Source organism: Caulobacter sp. GW822-FHT01G02 (assembly GCF_058802865.1).
This window is the reverse complement of sequence record NZ_JBXAON010000007.1, coordinates 229,885-244,152: the sequence shown is the minus strand read 5'-3', so window position 1 is coordinate 244,152 and position 14,268 is coordinate 229,885. Positions and strand designations below refer to the sequence as shown.

General features: G+C 68.5%; 17 protein-coding genes and 1 pseudogene. 12 read left to right on the top strand and 6 right to left on the bottom strand.

The window, feature by feature from the left end; genetic code table 11:
- Window positions 1–28: 28 nt before the first annotated feature.
- Window positions 29–487: a MarR family winged helix-turn-helix transcriptional regulator gene (locus tag AC1RNC_RS20765; RefSeq protein ID WP_492888161.1), complete on the bottom strand. Its 459-nt coding sequence runs from the start codon at window positions 485–487 to the stop codon at window positions 29–31.
- Window positions 488–614: 127 nt separating this feature from the next.
- Here AC1RNC_RS20765 and AC1RNC_RS20760 point away from each other — a divergent pair, with 127 nt between their 5' ends.
- The gene (locus tag AC1RNC_RS20760; RefSeq protein ID WP_492888160.1) at window positions 615–1,595 is read left to right on the top strand and encodes an alpha/beta fold hydrolase; all 981 of its coding nucleotides are present in this window, start codon (window positions 615–617) and stop codon (window positions 1,593–1,595) included.
- Window positions 1,596–1,609: 14 nt separating this feature from the next.
- On the opposite strand, the pseudogene AC1RNC_RS20755 reads toward AC1RNC_RS20760, so the two are convergent.
- A pseudogene (locus AC1RNC_RS20755) lies at window positions 1,610–1,720 on the bottom strand (hypothetical protein); the annotation flags it as partial.
- A 7-nt stretch (window positions 1,721–1,727) separates the two neighbouring features.
- A complete protein-coding gene (locus tag AC1RNC_RS20750) occupies window positions 1,728–3,485 on the bottom strand; it encodes an acyl-CoA dehydrogenase family protein (protein ID WP_492888159.1) in 1,758 nt (585 codons plus the stop codon).
- A gap of 184 nt (window positions 3,486–3,669) precedes the next feature.
- Here AC1RNC_RS20750 and AC1RNC_RS20745 point away from each other — a divergent pair, with 184 nt between their 5' ends.
- The 5 genes from AC1RNC_RS20745 (at window position 3,670) to AC1RNC_RS20725 (ending at window position 8,357) form a co-directional block, all read left to right on the top strand.
- Complete coding sequence (locus AC1RNC_RS20745; RefSeq protein WP_492888158.1) at window positions 3,670–4,293, top strand: YceI family protein; 624 nt, start codon at window positions 3,670–3,672, stop codon at window positions 4,291–4,293.
- 72 nt (window positions 4,294–4,365) lie between these two features.
- Window positions 4,366–5,655, top strand: a complete 1,290-nt coding sequence (locus AC1RNC_RS20740; protein WP_492888157.1) for a YceI family protein — start codon at window positions 4,366–4,368, stop codon at window positions 5,653–5,655.
- A complete protein-coding gene (locus AC1RNC_RS20735) occupies window positions 5,586–6,563 on the top strand; it encodes an L-threonylcarbamoyladenylate synthase (protein WP_492888156.1) in 978 nt (325 codons plus the stop codon). The genes AC1RNC_RS20740 and AC1RNC_RS20735 overlap by 70 nt, the downstream gene beginning before the upstream one ends.
- Before the next feature lie 4 nt (window positions 6,564–6,567).
- A complete protein-coding gene (locus AC1RNC_RS20730) occupies window positions 6,568–6,891 on the top strand; it encodes a 1-deoxy-D-xylulose-5-phosphate synthase (RefSeq protein WP_492888155.1) in 324 nt (107 codons plus the stop codon).
- 56 nt (window positions 6,892–6,947) lie between these two features.
- Complete coding sequence (locus tag AC1RNC_RS20725; protein WP_492888154.1) at window positions 6,948–8,357, top strand: FAD-binding oxidoreductase; 1,410 nt, start codon at window positions 6,948–6,950, stop codon at window positions 8,355–8,357.
- On the opposite strand, the gene AC1RNC_RS20720 is transcribed toward AC1RNC_RS20725, so the two are convergent.
- Complete coding sequence (locus AC1RNC_RS20720; RefSeq protein ID WP_492888153.1) at window positions 8,354–8,671, bottom strand: hypothetical protein; 318 nt, start codon at window positions 8,669–8,671, stop codon at window positions 8,354–8,356. The genes AC1RNC_RS20725 and AC1RNC_RS20720 overlap by 4 nt on opposite strands.
- 108 nt (window positions 8,672–8,779) lie before the next feature.
- Here AC1RNC_RS20720 and AC1RNC_RS20715 point away from each other — a divergent pair, with 108 nt between their 5' ends.
- Window positions 8,780–9,781, top strand: coding sequence for a hypothetical protein (locus AC1RNC_RS20715; protein ID WP_492888152.1), 1,002 nt, complete (start codon window positions 8,780–8,782; stop codon window positions 9,779–9,781).
- Here the strand turns inward: AC1RNC_RS20715 and AC1RNC_RS20710 are convergent.
- Window positions 9,778–10,074, bottom strand: a complete 297-nt coding sequence (locus tag AC1RNC_RS20710; protein ID WP_492888151.1) for a transcriptional regulator — start codon at window positions 10,072–10,074, stop codon at window positions 9,778–9,780. The genes AC1RNC_RS20715 and AC1RNC_RS20710 overlap by 4 nt on opposite strands.
- Window positions 10,071–10,523, bottom strand: a complete 453-nt coding sequence (locus AC1RNC_RS20705) for a hypothetical protein (RefSeq protein ID WP_492888150.1) — start codon at window positions 10,521–10,523, stop codon at window positions 10,071–10,073. Before AC1RNC_RS20705 ends, AC1RNC_RS20710 begins: the two co-directional genes overlap by 4 nt.
- Window positions 10,524–10,598: 75 nt before the next feature.
- Between AC1RNC_RS20705 and AC1RNC_RS20700 the strand changes: the two genes are divergently transcribed.
- The 5 genes from AC1RNC_RS20700 (at window position 10,599) to AC1RNC_RS20680 (ending at window position 14,246) form a co-directional block, all read left to right on the top strand.
- Window positions 10,599–11,048: a DUF1801 domain-containing protein gene (locus AC1RNC_RS20700; RefSeq protein WP_492888149.1), complete on the top strand. Its 450-nt coding sequence runs from the start codon at window positions 10,599–10,601 to the stop codon at window positions 11,046–11,048.
- A 41-nt stretch (window positions 11,049–11,089) separates the two neighbouring features.
- Window positions 11,090–11,857 (top strand): peroxide stress protein YaaA, encoded by a 768-nt coding sequence (yaaA, locus tag AC1RNC_RS20695; protein WP_492888148.1) that lies wholly within the window; start codon window positions 11,090–11,092, stop codon window positions 11,855–11,857.
- Window positions 11,858–11,945: 88 nt separating this feature from the next.
- Window positions 11,946–12,743, top strand: a complete 798-nt coding sequence (locus AC1RNC_RS20690) for a 3-hydroxybutyrate dehydrogenase (protein WP_492837430.1) — start codon at window positions 11,946–11,948, stop codon at window positions 12,741–12,743.
- A 10-nt stretch (window positions 12,744–12,753) separates the two neighbouring features.
- On the top strand, window positions 12,754–13,815 hold the full coding sequence (locus AC1RNC_RS20685) for a patatin-like phospholipase family protein (RefSeq protein ID WP_492888147.1): 1,062 nt from the start codon (window positions 12,754–12,756) through the stop codon (window positions 13,813–13,815).
- An 11-nt stretch (window positions 13,816–13,826) separates the two neighbouring features.
- On the top strand, window positions 13,827–14,246 hold the full coding sequence (locus AC1RNC_RS20680; protein ID WP_492888146.1) for an NUDIX hydrolase: 420 nt from the start codon (window positions 13,827–13,829) through the stop codon (window positions 14,244–14,246).
- The last annotated feature ends 22 nt before the right edge of the window (window positions 14,247–14,268 follow it).

Sequence of the window (14,268 nt, the reverse complement as noted above, 5' to 3'; positions counted from 1 at the left end):
AAGGGCGCGGCGGCCGCCGCCGCGCCCTTTATTCTTTGACTATGGCCTCGTGCAGCGCCTGGATCCGCTTGTTGAGCGCCCCCAGGTCCTCGCCCTCCATGCCCGACCGCTCCAGCAGCATGTCGTTCAGGCATCCCGAGCGGCCCAGCAGGGCGCGTCCAGCCTCCGTCATCGTCACCTCGACACGGCGCTCGTCCTCGAGCCCGCGCCGCCGCGCGACCAGACCGGCGGCCTCCAGGCGTTTGACCAGCGGCGTCACGGTGCTGGACTCCAGGTCCAGCCGTTCGGCTATGCCGCCGATCGTGATCCCGCCTCCTTTGCCTTCAGGCGCCTCGCCCAGCACGTTCAGCACCAGGTACTGCGGATAGGTCAGGCCCAGCGCGTCGAGCAGGGGCTTGTAGGCCCGCGTGATCGCCATGCTGGTGGCGTACAGGGTGAAGCAGATCTGCTGATCCAGAGGGTATGGGCGTGGGGTCTTCGTCGTCATGGATCCTTCCTATCACGAAAAATGATGTCGCGATAAATAAAATGATGGACAGGGCCGCCGCCGCGGTTTAGATCGCTACTCGTTGTAGCGATAACAATTATCGCGGTTAGAAAATGAGGGTTGATCCATGAGCCAGTCGAACCAAGCTTCCCGTCGCGGCGTGATGACCGCCGGCTTCGGTCTCGCCGCCGTGGCGGCCGCCTCGCTGGGCCAGAGCGCCCAGGCCGCGACCCCGAAGGCCGCCGTCGCCACGCCGCATGCCGCCAACCGTTCGCAAAGCGGCTTCGTCACCACCCAGGACGGCGTCCAGATCTACTACAAGGACTGGGGTCCGAAGGACGCCCAGCCGGTCGTCTTCCACCACGGCTGGCCGCTCAGCGCCGACGACTGGGACGCCCAGATGATGTTCTTCCTGGGCAAGGGCTATCGCGTGATCGCTCACGACCGTCGCGGCCATGGCCGGTCGACCCAGACGGATACGGGTAATGATATGGATGCGTACGCCGCCGACGTCATCGCCCTGGCCGACCACCTCGACCTGAAGAACGCCATCCACGTCGGCCACTCGACCGGCGGCGGCGAGGTCGCTCACTATGTCGCCCGCGCCAAGCCGGGCCGCGTCGCCAAGGCCGTACTGATCGGCGCGGTGCCGCCGATCATGCTGAAGACCCCGGCCAATCCGGGCGGTCTGCCGATCGAGGTGTTCGACGGGTTCCGCTCGGCCCTGCTGGCCAATCGCGCCCAGTTCTTCCGCGACATCCCGGAAGGTCCGTTCTTCGGCTTCAATCGTCCGGGCGCCAAGGTCAGCCGGGGCCTGATCGACAACTGGTGGCGCCAGGGCATGATGGGCGGGGCCAAGGCCCACTATGACTGCATCAAGGCCTTCTCCGAGACTGACTTCACGCCGGATCTCAAGAAGATCGACGTGCCGGTCCTGATCATGCACGGCGAAGACGACCAGATCGTCCCGATCGCCGACAGCGCCCACTTGGCCATCAAGCTTCTGAAAAAGGGGACGCTGAAGACCTATCCGGGCCTGCCGCACGGCATGGCGTCCACGCACCCGGAGGTGATCAACGCCGACCTGCTGGCGTTCTTCAAGGCGTAGGCCTGAACGCGCAAGAAAACGGTGTCATCCCGGGCGGCGTAGCCGACCCGGGACCCAGGGGCCGGCGCACCGCCGCTCGCCCCTGGGTCCCGGCTCTCCGCTTCGCTGCGGCCGGGATGACACGGTTTGTTGTCAGGCCCCCAGCACCTCGGGCGTCATCGCCTCCAGGTCGGCCGCGCCGAGCATGACGCCCGCCGCCGCGCCGGGAACCTGAGCCAGCACACTCTCGGCGAAGACGCGGGCCAGAGCCCGCTTGCTCTCGGCCCAGGCCGCGTCGGCTTCGCCCGAGGCCGCCAGGGCGCCCTTGGCCAGCATCCACCCGCCGACGACATCGCCCATCAGCTTCAGATAGGCCGTGGCGCCGGAGAGGGCGTCGGGCATCGACTTGGTCCGGCGCTCGACCAGCCAGGCGGTGGCCGAGGCGGCGGCGTCCAGGGCGGCGCCCAGGCGCAGGCCGACGGCCTTCAGCGCCGAAGCGTTGAGGGCGTCGATGGTGTCGCGGATGTCGTCCATCAGGTCAGCCACGGCCTGGCCTTCGCCCATCGACAGCTTGCGGCCCACGAGATCGATGGCCTGGATGCCGTTCGTGCCCTCGTAGATCGGGGCGATGCGAGCGTCGCGATAGTGCTGGGCCGCGCCGGTCTCCTCGATGAAGCCCATGCCGCCGTGAATCTGCAGCCCTTGCGAGGCGACCCAGACGCCGACATCGGTCGACCAGGCCTTGGCGATCGGGGTCAGCAGTTCCTCGCGCAGCTTGGCGCTCGTGCGGGTCGCCTCGTCGGTGGCGGCGCGCGACAGGTCGGCGGCGACGGCGGTCGACAGGCAGATGCCGCGCGCGGCTTCGATATGGGCCTTCATCAGCACCAGCGAGCGGCGCACGTCCGGATGGTCGAACAGGCGCGAGGGATAGGCGCCCGTCCAGGCCGAGCGGCCTTGGACGCGTTCCTGGCTGAAGTGCAGGGCCTGCTGGTAGGCGCGCTCGGCGATGGCCACGCCCTGGGCCCCGACCTGCAGGCGGGCGGCGTTCATCATCACGAACATATTGGGCAGGCCCTGGCCCAGGCCCCCAACCAGCTCGGCCTTGGCGCCTTCGAACAGCATCACGCAGGTGGGCGAGCCGTGGATGCCCAGCTTGTGCTCCAGCCCGCCCACGCGCAGGGCGTTGGCCTCGCCCAGCTTGCCGTCGGCGTCGACCAGCACCTTGGGGGCCAGGAACAGCGAGATGCCCTTCACGCCGGGAGGCGCATCGGGCGTGCGGGCCAGGATCAGGTGGACGATATTGTCGGCCGCGTCGTGGTCGCCCCAGGTGATGAAGATCTTCTGGCCGGTGATCTTCCAGCCGCCGGCGCCATCGGGGGTGGCCATCGTGGTCAGGGCGGCCAGGTCGGAACCGGCCTGCGGCTCGGTCAGGTTCATGGTGCCGGTCCATTCGCCGGAGATCAGCTTGGGCAGGTAGGTGTGCTTCTGGCTGTCCGTGCCGCACAGCTCCAGGGCCTCGATGGCCCCCAGGCTCAGCATCGGGCAGAGACCGAAGGCCATGTTCGACGCCTGGATCATTTCCAGCACCGCGACTTCGAGTGTCTTGGGCAGGCCCTGGCCGCCGTGCTCGACCGGCGCGGCCAGGCTGGCCCAGCCGCCTTGCGCGAACTGCTTGTAGGCGTCGGCGAAGCCGGGGGCGGAGCGGACCACGCCGTTCTCCAGCCGGGCGCCGACCTGATCACCGCCCCGGTTCAGCGGAGCCAGCACGTCGGCGGCGAAGGCGCCGGCCGCTTCCAGCACCGCCGTCACCGTGTCGGCGTCGGCCTCGGGAAAGGCGTCGGCCAGCCGCCCGAAGTCCGCCGCATGCCGCAGCGAGAAGGCGAGGTCACGGACGGGGGCGCGATAGGTCATGGCCGACAAGCTCCAGAGGATCGGCGATCTGTTTAGGCGGGGTGACGCAACGTCGCCAAGCCATCCCCGTCTTTATGGCGAAGATCACGGCCTCGTGATCTTCGCCCCCTTCAAAGCCGTGCTGGAGTGCCTAAGTCGGGGAACTGCAACTAATGCTGTTTTAATTCCGCCCTGGAGCGCCCCGATGTACAAGCCCTTCCTCTACGCCACGCTCGCCGCGGCCGTGCTGACCGCGCCGGCCGCCATGGCCGCGCCGTCGACCGATCCGGCCAAGATGCCCGCCGGCAGCTATGTGCTCGACAAGACCCACGCTTCCCTGACCGCCAAGCTCAAGCACATGGGCCTGTCGAACTACACCCTGCGCTTCACCAAGCTGGACGCTTCCTACCAGTACGATCCGGCCCAGCCGACCGCCGCCAAGCTGACCGTCACGGTCGACCCGGCCTCGATCGACACCGCCACCGGCGCCGACGAGTTCGGCCTGAAGTTCAACAAGGAACTGATCGGCGACGGCTGGCTGGAAGCCGCCAAGTACCCGACCATCACCTTCGTCTCGACCGTCGTGAACGTCGGCGACGGCCAGCACGGCACGGTGACCGGCGACCTGACTTTCCACGGCGTGACCAAGCCGGTGGTGCTGGACGTCACCTTCAACGGCTCGGGCCCGGGCATGAACCCGCTGCAGACCCGCGCGGGCTTCTCGGCGACCACGACCATCAAGCGGTCGGAGTTTGGCGTCGGCAAGTACGTGCCGCTGGTCGGCGACGACGTCACGCTGAACATCGAAGTCGAATTCCAGAAGAAGTAAAACTGCGCTGGATCATGGCGGGCGAACCCCGCCATGATCCAAGCTAAAGTTCAGGGGACCTGGGAGACTCGCATGGCCGCAAGCCGTACGCGCTACACGACGGTGGCGATCGTCATTCACTGGCTGATCGCCGCGGCCCTCATCTTCCAGATCATCCTGGGCTGGCGGATGGGCGACGGGCCCAAGGGCCCGACCACCTACGCCCTGTTCCAGCTGCACAAGTCGATCGGCATCACCATCCTGCTGCTCAGCCTGGCGCGGCTGGCCTGGCGGCTGTTCAACACGCCGCCGGCCCCGCCCGAGGGACAGCCCAAGTGGGAGCAGGTCGCCTCCAAGCTCGTTCACATCGGCTTCTATGTGATCATGATCGGCCTGCCGCTGACGGGCTGGATCCTGGTCTCGGCCAGCCGCGTGCCGATCCCGACCCTGTTGTTCGGGACGATGCCGTGGCCGCACATTCCTGGCCTGCCCGAACTGGCGGCCGGTCCCAAGCACCTCTGGTACGAGATCGGCGAGCTGGGCCACGGCGTGCTGGTCAAGATCACCTATCTGCTGCTGATCCTGCACCTGGGCGCGGTGGCCAAGCACCAGATCCTCGACAAGGACGAGGTGTTCGCCAACATGGCTCCCGGCGCTCGCCCCGGCTGGAAAGAGCCCCGGGCCTGGCTGGCCGCGGCCGGTCTCGCCGCCGTGGTCGCCGCGGGCTATCTCTACATGCCCGCCACCAAGGCCAAGCCCGCCGCGCCGCCCGCGCCAGCCGCCGAACCTGCTCCGGCCGAAGCTCCGACCGCCGCCGTGACGCCGCCGGTCGACGCCGCGCCGCCCGCCGTCGAGGCCGCCCCCGCGGCAGTCTCCGAGCTCAAGGACCCAGTCCACTGGACGGTCCAGAAGGGCTCGACCCTGGGCTTCAGCGCCACCTGGTCGGAGAACGCCATCGAGGGCCGCTTCAAGACCTGGACCGCCGACATCCTGTTCTCGCCCGAGGCCCTGGACCGCTCGAAGCTGACCGTCGCCATCGACACGGCCTCGGTCGACACCGGCGACGCCCAGCGCGACCAGAGCCTGCCCAGCGGCGACTTCTTCGACACCGCCGAGCACCCAAAAGCGACCTTCACGGCTGCCAAGTTCCGCAAGACCGGCGAGGGTAAGTTCGTCGCCGACGGGATCCTGGACCTGCGCGGCGTGAAAAAGCCGCTCAGCCTGCCGTTCTCTCTGAAGATCGACGGCGACACGGCGACCGCCCGGGGTGTAACCACCCTCGACCGGACGACGTTTGGAGTTGGGCAGGGCGAATGGGCGTCGACGGACGAAATCGCGGCGAAGGTGAAGGTCAGCTTCAGCCTGACCGCCAAGAAGAAGTAGAGGCCGCCGCCGCCGCTCTGCGCGCCGGCGGGCTGGTCATCCTGCCGACCGAGACGGTCTACGGGCTCGGGGCCGACGCCGCGAACCCGGCGGCCGTGGCGGCGATCTTCGAGGCCAAGGGCCGGCCGCGCTTCAACCCGCTGATCGCCCACGTCGCTGACCTGGAGACCGCCGCGCGGATCGCCGACCTCGATGACCGCGCTTGGGCCCTGGCCCGCGAATTCTGGCCGGGGCCGCTGACCATCGTCGCGCCGATCAAGGACACGGCCGCCGTCTGTGACCTGGCGCGCGCCGGGCTCGACACGGTGGCGATCCGCGTGCCGGGCCACCCGGTTTCGCACGCGGTCCTGGAAGCGTTCGGCGGCGCGGTCGTCGCCCCCTCCGCCAACCGCTCGGGCCGCCCCAGCCCCACCACCTATGCCGACGCCGTCGCCGAGACCGGCGACAAGGCCGCCGCCGCCCTGGACGGGGGGCCGAGCGCCGTCGGCCTGGAATCGACCGTGGTCTCGGTCCTGGACGGCCAGGCGCGCCTGCTGCGGCCCGGCGCCGTCACGCGCTTCCAGTTGCAGCGGATCGTCGGGCCTCTGGCCGAAGCGGAAGACGACGCCAGGCGCTCGCCCGGCCGCCTGGCCCTGCACTACGCCCCCGACGCGCCGGTGCGGATCAACGCCAAGGCCCCAGAGACGACCGAGGCCTATCTGGCGTTCGGGGATTGGCCGCAGGGTCCGCGCGTCTTCAATCTCAGCCCGTCCGGCGACCTGGCCGAAGCCGCCGCCAACCTGTTCTCGTACCTGCGCGCCGCCGACCGTCTTCGCCCCTCGGCCATCGCCGTCGCGCCGATCCCGGAAGACGGCCTGGGCGAAGCGATCAATGACCGGCTGCGTCGCGCGGCCGGCTTCGTAGGATAGACCGATGAAGAGCAAGACCCGGATCATGTATGTCGAGGACAAGTCCAAGGGCATCAACGGGCCGGCGCGGATCGGGCGGGTCGTCTCGTCCAAGAGCGGCGAGACCCTGCACTATGCCGGCCAGACGTTCTGGGCCCTGCGCCACTCGGGCCTGAAAGCCAACTTCCAGGACAGCGTGACCGGCCATCCGTACTGGATCGCTCGAGCGCGCAAGGACGGGGCCGACCGGCTGTTCAAGGGCGCGGGCGATCCGGCCGTGATCGACGACAATGTGCGCGAGGAATATTGGCGCGACATCCGGGGCCTTCCCGACCCCGCCTTGGGTTAGGTCCGCGACGCCGTAGACGCTGACATCGACCCAATCCGCCGCTTATACTGAGCGCCATGATCAAGCCTGTCCCCGCCGATGTCGTCTCCCGGATCAAGGCCGTGCTCGGCGAGGGCGGCTGGAGCCAGGATCCGGACGTGCTCGCGCCACACCTCGTCGAATGGCGCGGTCGCTGGCGGGGCGAGACGCCGCTGCTGGTGACGCCGCGCACGACCGCCGAGGTCGCCGCCGTGGTCGGGATCTGCGCGGCCGAGGGCGTGGCGATCACGCCCCAGGGCGGCAATACCGGCCTCGTCGCCGGCCAGATCCCGCACGGCGAGATTCTGCTCTCGACCCAGAAGCTGAAGGCGATCCGCGACGTCGACCCGCTCGACGACGCCATGGTGCTGGAGGCCGGGGTCACGCTGCACGAAGCCCACCAGCAGGCCGCCCGGGTCGGCCGGCGCTTCACGGTCGGCGTGGCCTCGGAAGGCTCCTGCACGATCGGCGGACTGATCTCGACCAACGCCGGCGGCACGGCCGTGCTGCGTTATGGCATGATGCGCGAGCAGGTGCTGGGCGTCGAGGCGGTGCTGCCCAATGGCGAGATCTGGAACGGCCTCAAGCGCCTGCGCAAGGACAATACCGGCTACGACCTCAAGCAACTGCTGATCGGCGCCGAGGGCACGCTGGGCGTCGTCACCGCGGCCTCGCTGAAGCTGCACGCGCCGCTGGCCTCGCGGGCGGTGGCGATCGTGGGCCTCAACGCGCCGGCCGACGCGATCCAGCTTCTCGCGAGGGCGAAAGACGAGACCGGCGGCGCGGTCGAGGCCTTCGAGCTGATGAGCTTGCTGGGTTTCGCCCTGACCATCCGCAACGTGCCTGGCCTGCGCGATCCGCTGCCGACCGAGCATCCCTGGTACGTGCTGATCGAGATCGCCAGCGGCGAGCCCGGGACGGCCGAGGCGGCGTTGGAACGCCTGCTGGCCAAGGCCCTGGGCGACGGCTTGATCGCCGACGCCGCCGTCGCGCAGACCGAGACGCAAGAGAAGACCTTCTGGCACATCCGCGAGGGGCACTCGGCGGGCCAGAAGCCCGAGGGCGCGGTGTGGAAGCACGACATCTCGGTGCCGGTCTCGAAGATCCCGGCCTTCATTGAAAAGGCCGACGCGGCGCTGGAGGAAGCTTTCCCCGGCGTGCGCATCATCGCTTTCGGCCATGTCGGCGACGGCAACGTCCACTACGACGTGCTCAAACCCGTTGGCGCGGATGATGACGCTCATGACGCCCAGCGCGAGCGGGGCGCCAGGATCGTCCACGACATCACCGCCAGCTTCGCCGGCTCGATCAGCGCCGAGCACGGCCTGGGGGCGATGAAGACGGCCGAGGCCCTGACCTACAAGGACCCGATCGAGGTCGCGGCCCTGCGGGCGATCCGGGGGGCTCTGGACCCCAAGCGGATCATGAACCCCAGGATTCTGTTCTAGCCGGCGGCTTTGGCCAGGGCGCGCCGCTTGCGGACGCGCAGGGCCTGCAGGACCAGCACGGCGATCGCGCCAGCCGGGATCGTGGCCTTGTAGAAGCCGGCCTGCGAGCCGGGACCCAGCACGTTGATCGCCAGGGGTATGAAGCCCCAGTGGCCCGTGCCCTGTTGCATCCAGAACGCGCCGACGCCGACGAAGCACATCAGCGCCCACACGATGCGGAACTTCAGCGTCCGGTCGCGGGCGACCAGGAACGCGGCCACGACCATCGGCAGCGGCCAGGCGAGAGCGGCCACGAGGCCAAAAGTCTGGGTCATGGGCGCTGCATAGCCGTCTCGCCCCGGATGGGTCGAGCCGCCTTCACGGTTACTCAACTCCTGGGCGTCCATAAGGCGCACCTGTCAGGGGATGGGCGGGGAAAGATCATGAAGTTTGGTTTGGTCGCGTCGGCGTCCGCGTGCGTCCTGCTCTGCGCCTGCGCGTCTGTGACGCGCGGCTCGACCGACGCCTGGGAGGTCAACAGCGACCCGATCGGCGCCAAGGTCGAGACCACCAACGGCCACTTCTGCGAAGCGACGCCGTGCGCGATCCGCATGAGCCGCAAGAGCGAGTTTGTCGCCACCGTCACCAAGCCGGGGTACCGCCCGGCCACCATCACCGTCACCCACAAGACCGCCAAGGCGGGCGCCGCCGGCATGGCCGGCAACGTCCTGATCGGTGGTCTGATCGGGGTCGGCATCGACTCCGCCACCGGGGCCACCCAGGACCTCGTGCCCAATCCGGCCTTCGTGAAGCTGGAGCGGACTGGACCTTACGACCCGCCCGCCGAGCTCCTGCCGCCGGAGCCTGTCCCGCCGCCGCCGGCCGTTCCGCAATCGGCCTATGCGCCCGAACCGGTCGCGGCGCCGCCGATCTACACACCGGCTCCGCCGCCCTCCCGCGCGCCGACCTACGCACCGGCGGCGCCGACGGTCTACACGCCCGCGCCGCTCTCCGGGGGGCCGGTCGCGCCGCCGCCGCCGGCGGTCGTGAGCAGCAGCAACATCATCAAGGGCACGGCCTTCCTGCGCACGCGCAACGGCCAGACTCGCAGCTGCGCCGGCTCGCCGGTGCGGTTGTTCCCGCGCGGTCCTTCCACTATCGCCTTCGTGCGCCAGGCCTATGGTTCGGAGCAGGGCGGCTTCGCCCGCCGGACGAGCTGGGAGCCTCAGCCGTTCGATCCGGTCGTCACGATCGAGACCTGCGACGCCCAGGGCGGCTTCGCCTTCGACCGCCTGCCCGACGGCGACTACTATGTCGCGGCCGTGGTCAGTATCGAGAGCCCGGCCGGCAATGGCGGCGGCTATATGGTCCAGGAGGGCGGCACGATCGTCACCTTGGTCTCGGTCTCGGGCGGCGCGGTCAAGCCGATCGTCCTGACCCGCTAGGTCTCCGGAACCCCGGCCATCATCGCCTTCAGCGCCGCCAGGTGACCCTTCAGCGCCTTGCGGCCCGGACTGGTCAGCGACAGCCAGGTGCGTTGGCGGCCGTCGGAGGCGGCCTTGCTGACCTTGACGTAGCCGGCTTCCTCCAAGGTCTTCACGTGCTTGCTGAGCACCGATTCCGAGACGTCCAGCGCCTCGCGGACGGTGGCGAAGTCGATGGTGTCCACCGCCGCCAGCATGCAGCACATCTGCAGGCGATTGGGGGCGTGGATCACCGGGTCCAGTTCCACGCTCACAGCGAGCCGCCGTCGCGCAGGTCGGCGCGGAAGGCCGCTTCCCAGACGAAGCCGCCGATGGTGACGATCACGGCGACCAGCGCGCCGAAAACCAGCGGCGCCAGGGTTAGCCCCCGCTCGTGCACCAGCCAAAGCGAGATCAGTCCACCGAGTGTCGCGAGCGCGGCCAGCCCGACCGCGATCCAGCGTGTGCGCCCGGCGCGGTAGCCGCTGACCCACATTCCCGTGTGACGCTTGTAGGCTCGCACCAGCAGCCACAGGCCGGCGACATAGACGGTATAAAACGCGACCACGAGGGGGATCGGCAGCGCTTGCACCCCGATCAGCCCGCCGATCAGAACACCCAGCGCCGGGTGGTACCAGATCGGCGCCTTGGCCCGTTCGGCCAGGTCGGTATTGGCGGCTTCGACCTCGGCCAGCATCCGCAGGGCGTCCTCGTCTCGGGTCATGGCGACTTCCTTACTTTCCATTGCGGAAAGTCATAACCCGCTACTTTCCAGAATGGCAAGTGAAAACTTTCCAACATGGAAAGTGATGGACTCGACAACCTCGACCGGGGCGAGCTTGATGGCGGCATGAGCGCGCTCTTCCGGTTCGCCAGCGCTGTCCGGCGTCACCCTGAGGTCGAGGCCTGGTTCTCGGCCGACGATCCGCTGCGCCGGCTTGTCGAGCCCTGGTTCGAGCGCCTGCGGGCCAGCGGCGAAGACGTTCGCGAGGTGTTGCACGACGGCCATCCGACCGCCTGCGTCGACGACGCCGCCTTCGCCTATGTCGACGCCTTCGCCGCCCATGCCAGCATAGGCCTCTACGAGGGAGCGTCGCTGCCGGATGCCGCCGGCTTGCTGGAGGGCGCCGGCAAGCGGATGCGACACGTCAAACTGCGCTGGGGCCAGCCGATCGACGAGTCGGCCTTGGCCGAGCTGATCGCCGCCGCCCATGCGGACATGCGGCGGCGTGTCGACTCAGGGGAATGACATAGCTGGCGCCGTCGCCCCTAAGCCTCTATCTCCCGGCCATGCTGATGGTCATCTCGCCCGCCAAGTCGCTGGACTTCACCGCCCCCAAGGATGTGCTGCCGCTCACCACGCCGGCGCTGAAGCCCCAGATCGCCGAACTGGCCAAGGTCACGCGCAAGCTGACCGCGCCCGACCTCAAGCGGCTGATGCACATCTCCGACGCCCTGGCCAAGCTGAACCGCGAGCGGTTCCAGGCTTTCGACTCCGAGCTCGAGGATGGCCTGCAGGCGATCATCGCCTTCAACGGCGATGTCTATGCCGGCCTGGCCGCCCGCGAGCTGGACCGTCCGGCCCTGGAGTGGGCCCAGGATCACCTGCGGATCCTGTCGGGCCTCTACGGCGTGCTGCGCCCGTTCGACGCCCTGCAGCCCTATCGCCTGGAGATGGGCGCGCGGCTGAAGACCAAGCGCGGCGGCAACCTCTACGACTTCTGGGGCGAGACGATCTCCACGACCCTGAACGCCGCCGCCGAGGGCCACGACGACCCGACCCTGGTGAACCTGGCGAGCCAGGAGTATTTCGGCGCCGTCGACGCCAAGGCCCTGAAGCTGCCGGTGGTCACCTGCCACTTCAAGGAAGAGAAGCACGGCGAGCTGCGGGTGCTGGGCTTCTTCGCCAAGAAGGCGCGGGGCCGCATGGCTCGCTACATCATCGACAACCGGATCGACCGCGCCGAAGGGCTGAAGCGGTTCGACCTGGACGGCTACGCCTTCAAGCCGAACCTTTCGACCGAGGCCGACTGGGTTTTCGCTCGCCCGCAGCCCTGAATTCATCTATCGATGAATTTATAAGCGCTCGCCTCTCGCATGGGCGAGCTATATGCTGCGTCGCAGCAAATGCAGGGAGCGTGAGCGCATGGCCGTGGATTTCGGTTTGCAGGGGCAGGTCGCCATCGTCACCGGCTCGACCAGCGGCATCGGTCACGCCCTGGCCGACGCGCTCGCCGCCCAGGGCTGCAACATCGTCATGAACGGCTTGGGCGAGATGAACGCCATCGAGCGCGCCCGGGCCGAGATGGCCGAAACCCACGGCGTCGAGGTGCTGTATCACGGCGCCGACATGACCAAGCCCGACCAGATCGCCGACATGGTCCGCGCCGCCAAGGCCGAGTTCGGCGAGCTGGACATCCTGGTCAACAACGCCGGCGTCCAGCACGTGGCCCCGATCGAGGATTTCCCGGACGACAAGTGGGACCTGATCATCGCGATCAACCTGTCGTCGGCCTTCCACGCGACCAAGGCGGCCGTGCCGATCATGAAGGAGCAGGGACGCGGGCGGATCGTCAACATCGCTTCGGCGCATGGTCTGGTCGCCTCGCCGTTCAAGTCGGCCTATGTCGCGGCCAAGCACGGCATCCTGGGCCTGACCAAGACGGTGGCCCTCGAGGTCGCCGAGCACGGAATCACCTGCAACGCCATCTGCCCCGGCTTCGTGAAGACCCCGCTGGTCGAGGCCCAGATCGCCGATCAGGCCAAGGCCCGCGGCATTTCGGAAGAGGCGGTGATGAAGGACGTGATCCTGGCCGCCCAACCAACCAAGCAGTTCGTCACCTTCGAACAGCTGGGCGGCATGTTGCTCTATCTGGTCTCCGACGCCGGGGCTTCGGCCAATGGCGCGGCGTTCCAGGTCGACGGCGGCTGGGTCGCGCAATAGGCTGGGCCGCGTGCCCATCCCGCCCTTCATCAAGAAGAAGTCCGGCCCCCGGACGCTGAGCCTGGCCCTGCAGGGCGGGGGCTCGCACGGGGCGTTCGAGTGGGGCGTGCTCGACCGCCTGCTGGAGGAGGACGATCTGGAGATCCGGGCGGCCACCGCCGCCTCGGCTGGGGCTATGAACGCCGTCTGCCTGGCCCAGGGCCTGATCGACGACGGCAAGGCCGGGGCCAGGAAGCGTCTCGAATCTTTCTGGCGGCAGGTGAACCGGCAGGGCGGGCGCAACGTCTTCGGCGACACCTCGATCTGGACCTCCGCGTTCAGCGGCGGGGCCGACTGGCTGAAGAACACTCCCGGCTGGCGGATGGCCGAGACCTTCGCCCTGTCGCTCAGCCCCTACGAGTTCAATCCGTTCAACCTGAACCCGCTGCACGACACGCTGGAAGCCGAGATCACCTTCAGCCAGATCCGCGAGAAGAGCCCGATCAAGCTCTATGTCGCCGCCACGGCGGTGCGGACCAGCAAGTCGGTGATCTTCCGCGAGACCGAGCTGACGTCTCGCCACATCATGGCCAGCGCCTGCCTGCCGCAGGTTTTTCAGGCCGTGGAGATCGACGGCGAGCCCTACTGGGACGGTGGTTTCCTGGCCAATCCGCCGCTGTGGCCGTTGTTCTATGACGACACCCCCGACGACATCCTGATCGTCAGCCTCAACCCATTCGTCCGCGAGGAGACACCCAAGTCCCCGGGCGAGATCATGGACCGGCTGAACGAGATCACCTTCAACGCCTCCCTGGCCTCGGAACTGCGGGCCATCGGCTTCGTGCAGAAGCTGCTGGACGAGGGCCTGCTGAAGGAAAACGCCCGGGGCCGCTACCGCCGGATGCTGGTCCACGCCATCACCGCCGACAAGCCGCTGGCGGATCTGTCGCTCTCCACCAAGTTCAACACCGAGTGGAGTTTCCTGACCGACCTCAAGGCGCGGGGGCGCAAGGCGGCGGAGGCTTGGCTGGCCGACTGCGGAAACTGCATCGGTGTGAAATCCAGCGTCGATCTCAAGGTCGGCTTCCCCTGAAGGACCTGGCCATGAACCATCCCGTGCCGACCGTCGGCGTCGTCTGCCTGCGCGGCGGCGACGTCCTGCTGATCCGGCGCGGCACGCCGCCTCGACTGAACCAGTGGAGCCTGCCGGGCGGAAGGCTGGAATGGGGCGAGACCCTGGAGGTCGCCGCCTTGCGCGAGCTCAAGGAAGAGACCGGCGTCGAGGCCGAGCTGCTGGGCCTGCTGGACGTGGTCGACGGCGTGTTCCCGGCCCGTCCAGGCGGCGAGATCACTCGCCACTACGTGATGATCGACTACGCCGCCCGATGGACCGGCGGCGAGGCCGTGGCCGGCGACGACGCGGCCGAGGCGAAGTTCGTGACGCTGGACGAGGCCATGGCCCTGGTCGAGTGGGAGGAAACACGGCGGGTGATCGCGGAGACGTATCAGCGGTTCGGGGCTTAGACGCCCCTCCGTCACGGCGCTT

Coding starts and splice junctions, on each gene's coding strand:
- AC1RNC_RS20745 (WP_492888158.1), top strand. CDS start 3,670: ATGTACAAGCCCTTCCTCTACGCCACGCTCGCCGCGGCCGTGCTGACC.
- AC1RNC_RS20735 (WP_492888156.1), top strand. CDS start 5,586: ATGGGCGTCGACGGACGAAATCGCGGCGAAGGTGAAGGTCAGCTTCAG.
- AC1RNC_RS20725 (WP_492888154.1), top strand. CDS start 6,948: ATGATCAAGCCTGTCCCCGCCGATGTCGTCTCCCGGATCAAGGCCGTG.
- AC1RNC_RS20740 (WP_492888157.1), top strand. CDS start 4,366: ATGGCCGCAAGCCGTACGCGCTACACGACGGTGGCGATCGTCATTCAC.
- AC1RNC_RS20715 (WP_492888152.1), top strand. CDS start 8,780: ATGAAGTTTGGTTTGGTCGCGTCGGCGTCCGCGTGCGTCCTGCTCTGC.
- AC1RNC_RS20730 (WP_492888155.1), top strand. CDS start 6,568: ATGAAGAGCAAGACCCGGATCATGTATGTCGAGGACAAGTCCAAGGGC.
- AC1RNC_RS20680 (WP_492888146.1), top strand. CDS start 13,827: ATGAACCATCCCGTGCCGACCGTCGGCGTCGTCTGCCTGCGCGGCGGC.
- AC1RNC_RS20720 (WP_492888153.1), bottom strand. CDS start 8,671: ATGACCCAGACTTTTGGCCTCGTGGCCGCTCTCGCCTGGCCGCTGCCG.
- AC1RNC_RS20760 (WP_492888160.1), top strand. CDS start 615: ATGAGCCAGTCGAACCAAGCTTCCCGTCGCGGCGTGATGACCGCCGGC.
- AC1RNC_RS20765 (WP_492888161.1), bottom strand. CDS start 487: ATGACGACGAAGACCCCACGCCCATACCCTCTGGATCAGCAGATCTGC.
- yaaA (WP_492888148.1), top strand. CDS start 11,090: ATGCTGATGGTCATCTCGCCCGCCAAGTCGCTGGACTTCACCGCCCCC.
- AC1RNC_RS20700 (WP_492888149.1), top strand. CDS start 10,599: ATGGAAAGTGATGGACTCGACAACCTCGACCGGGGCGAGCTTGATGGC.
- AC1RNC_RS20705 (WP_492888150.1), bottom strand. CDS start 10,523: ATGACCCGAGACGAGGACGCCCTGCGGATGCTGGCCGAGGTCGAAGCC.
- AC1RNC_RS20690 (WP_492837430.1), top strand. CDS start 11,946: ATGGCCGTGGATTTCGGTTTGCAGGGGCAGGTCGCCATCGTCACCGGC.
- AC1RNC_RS20750 (WP_492888159.1), bottom strand. CDS start 3,485: ATGACCTATCGCGCCCCCGTCCGTGACCTCGCCTTCTCGCTGCGGCAT.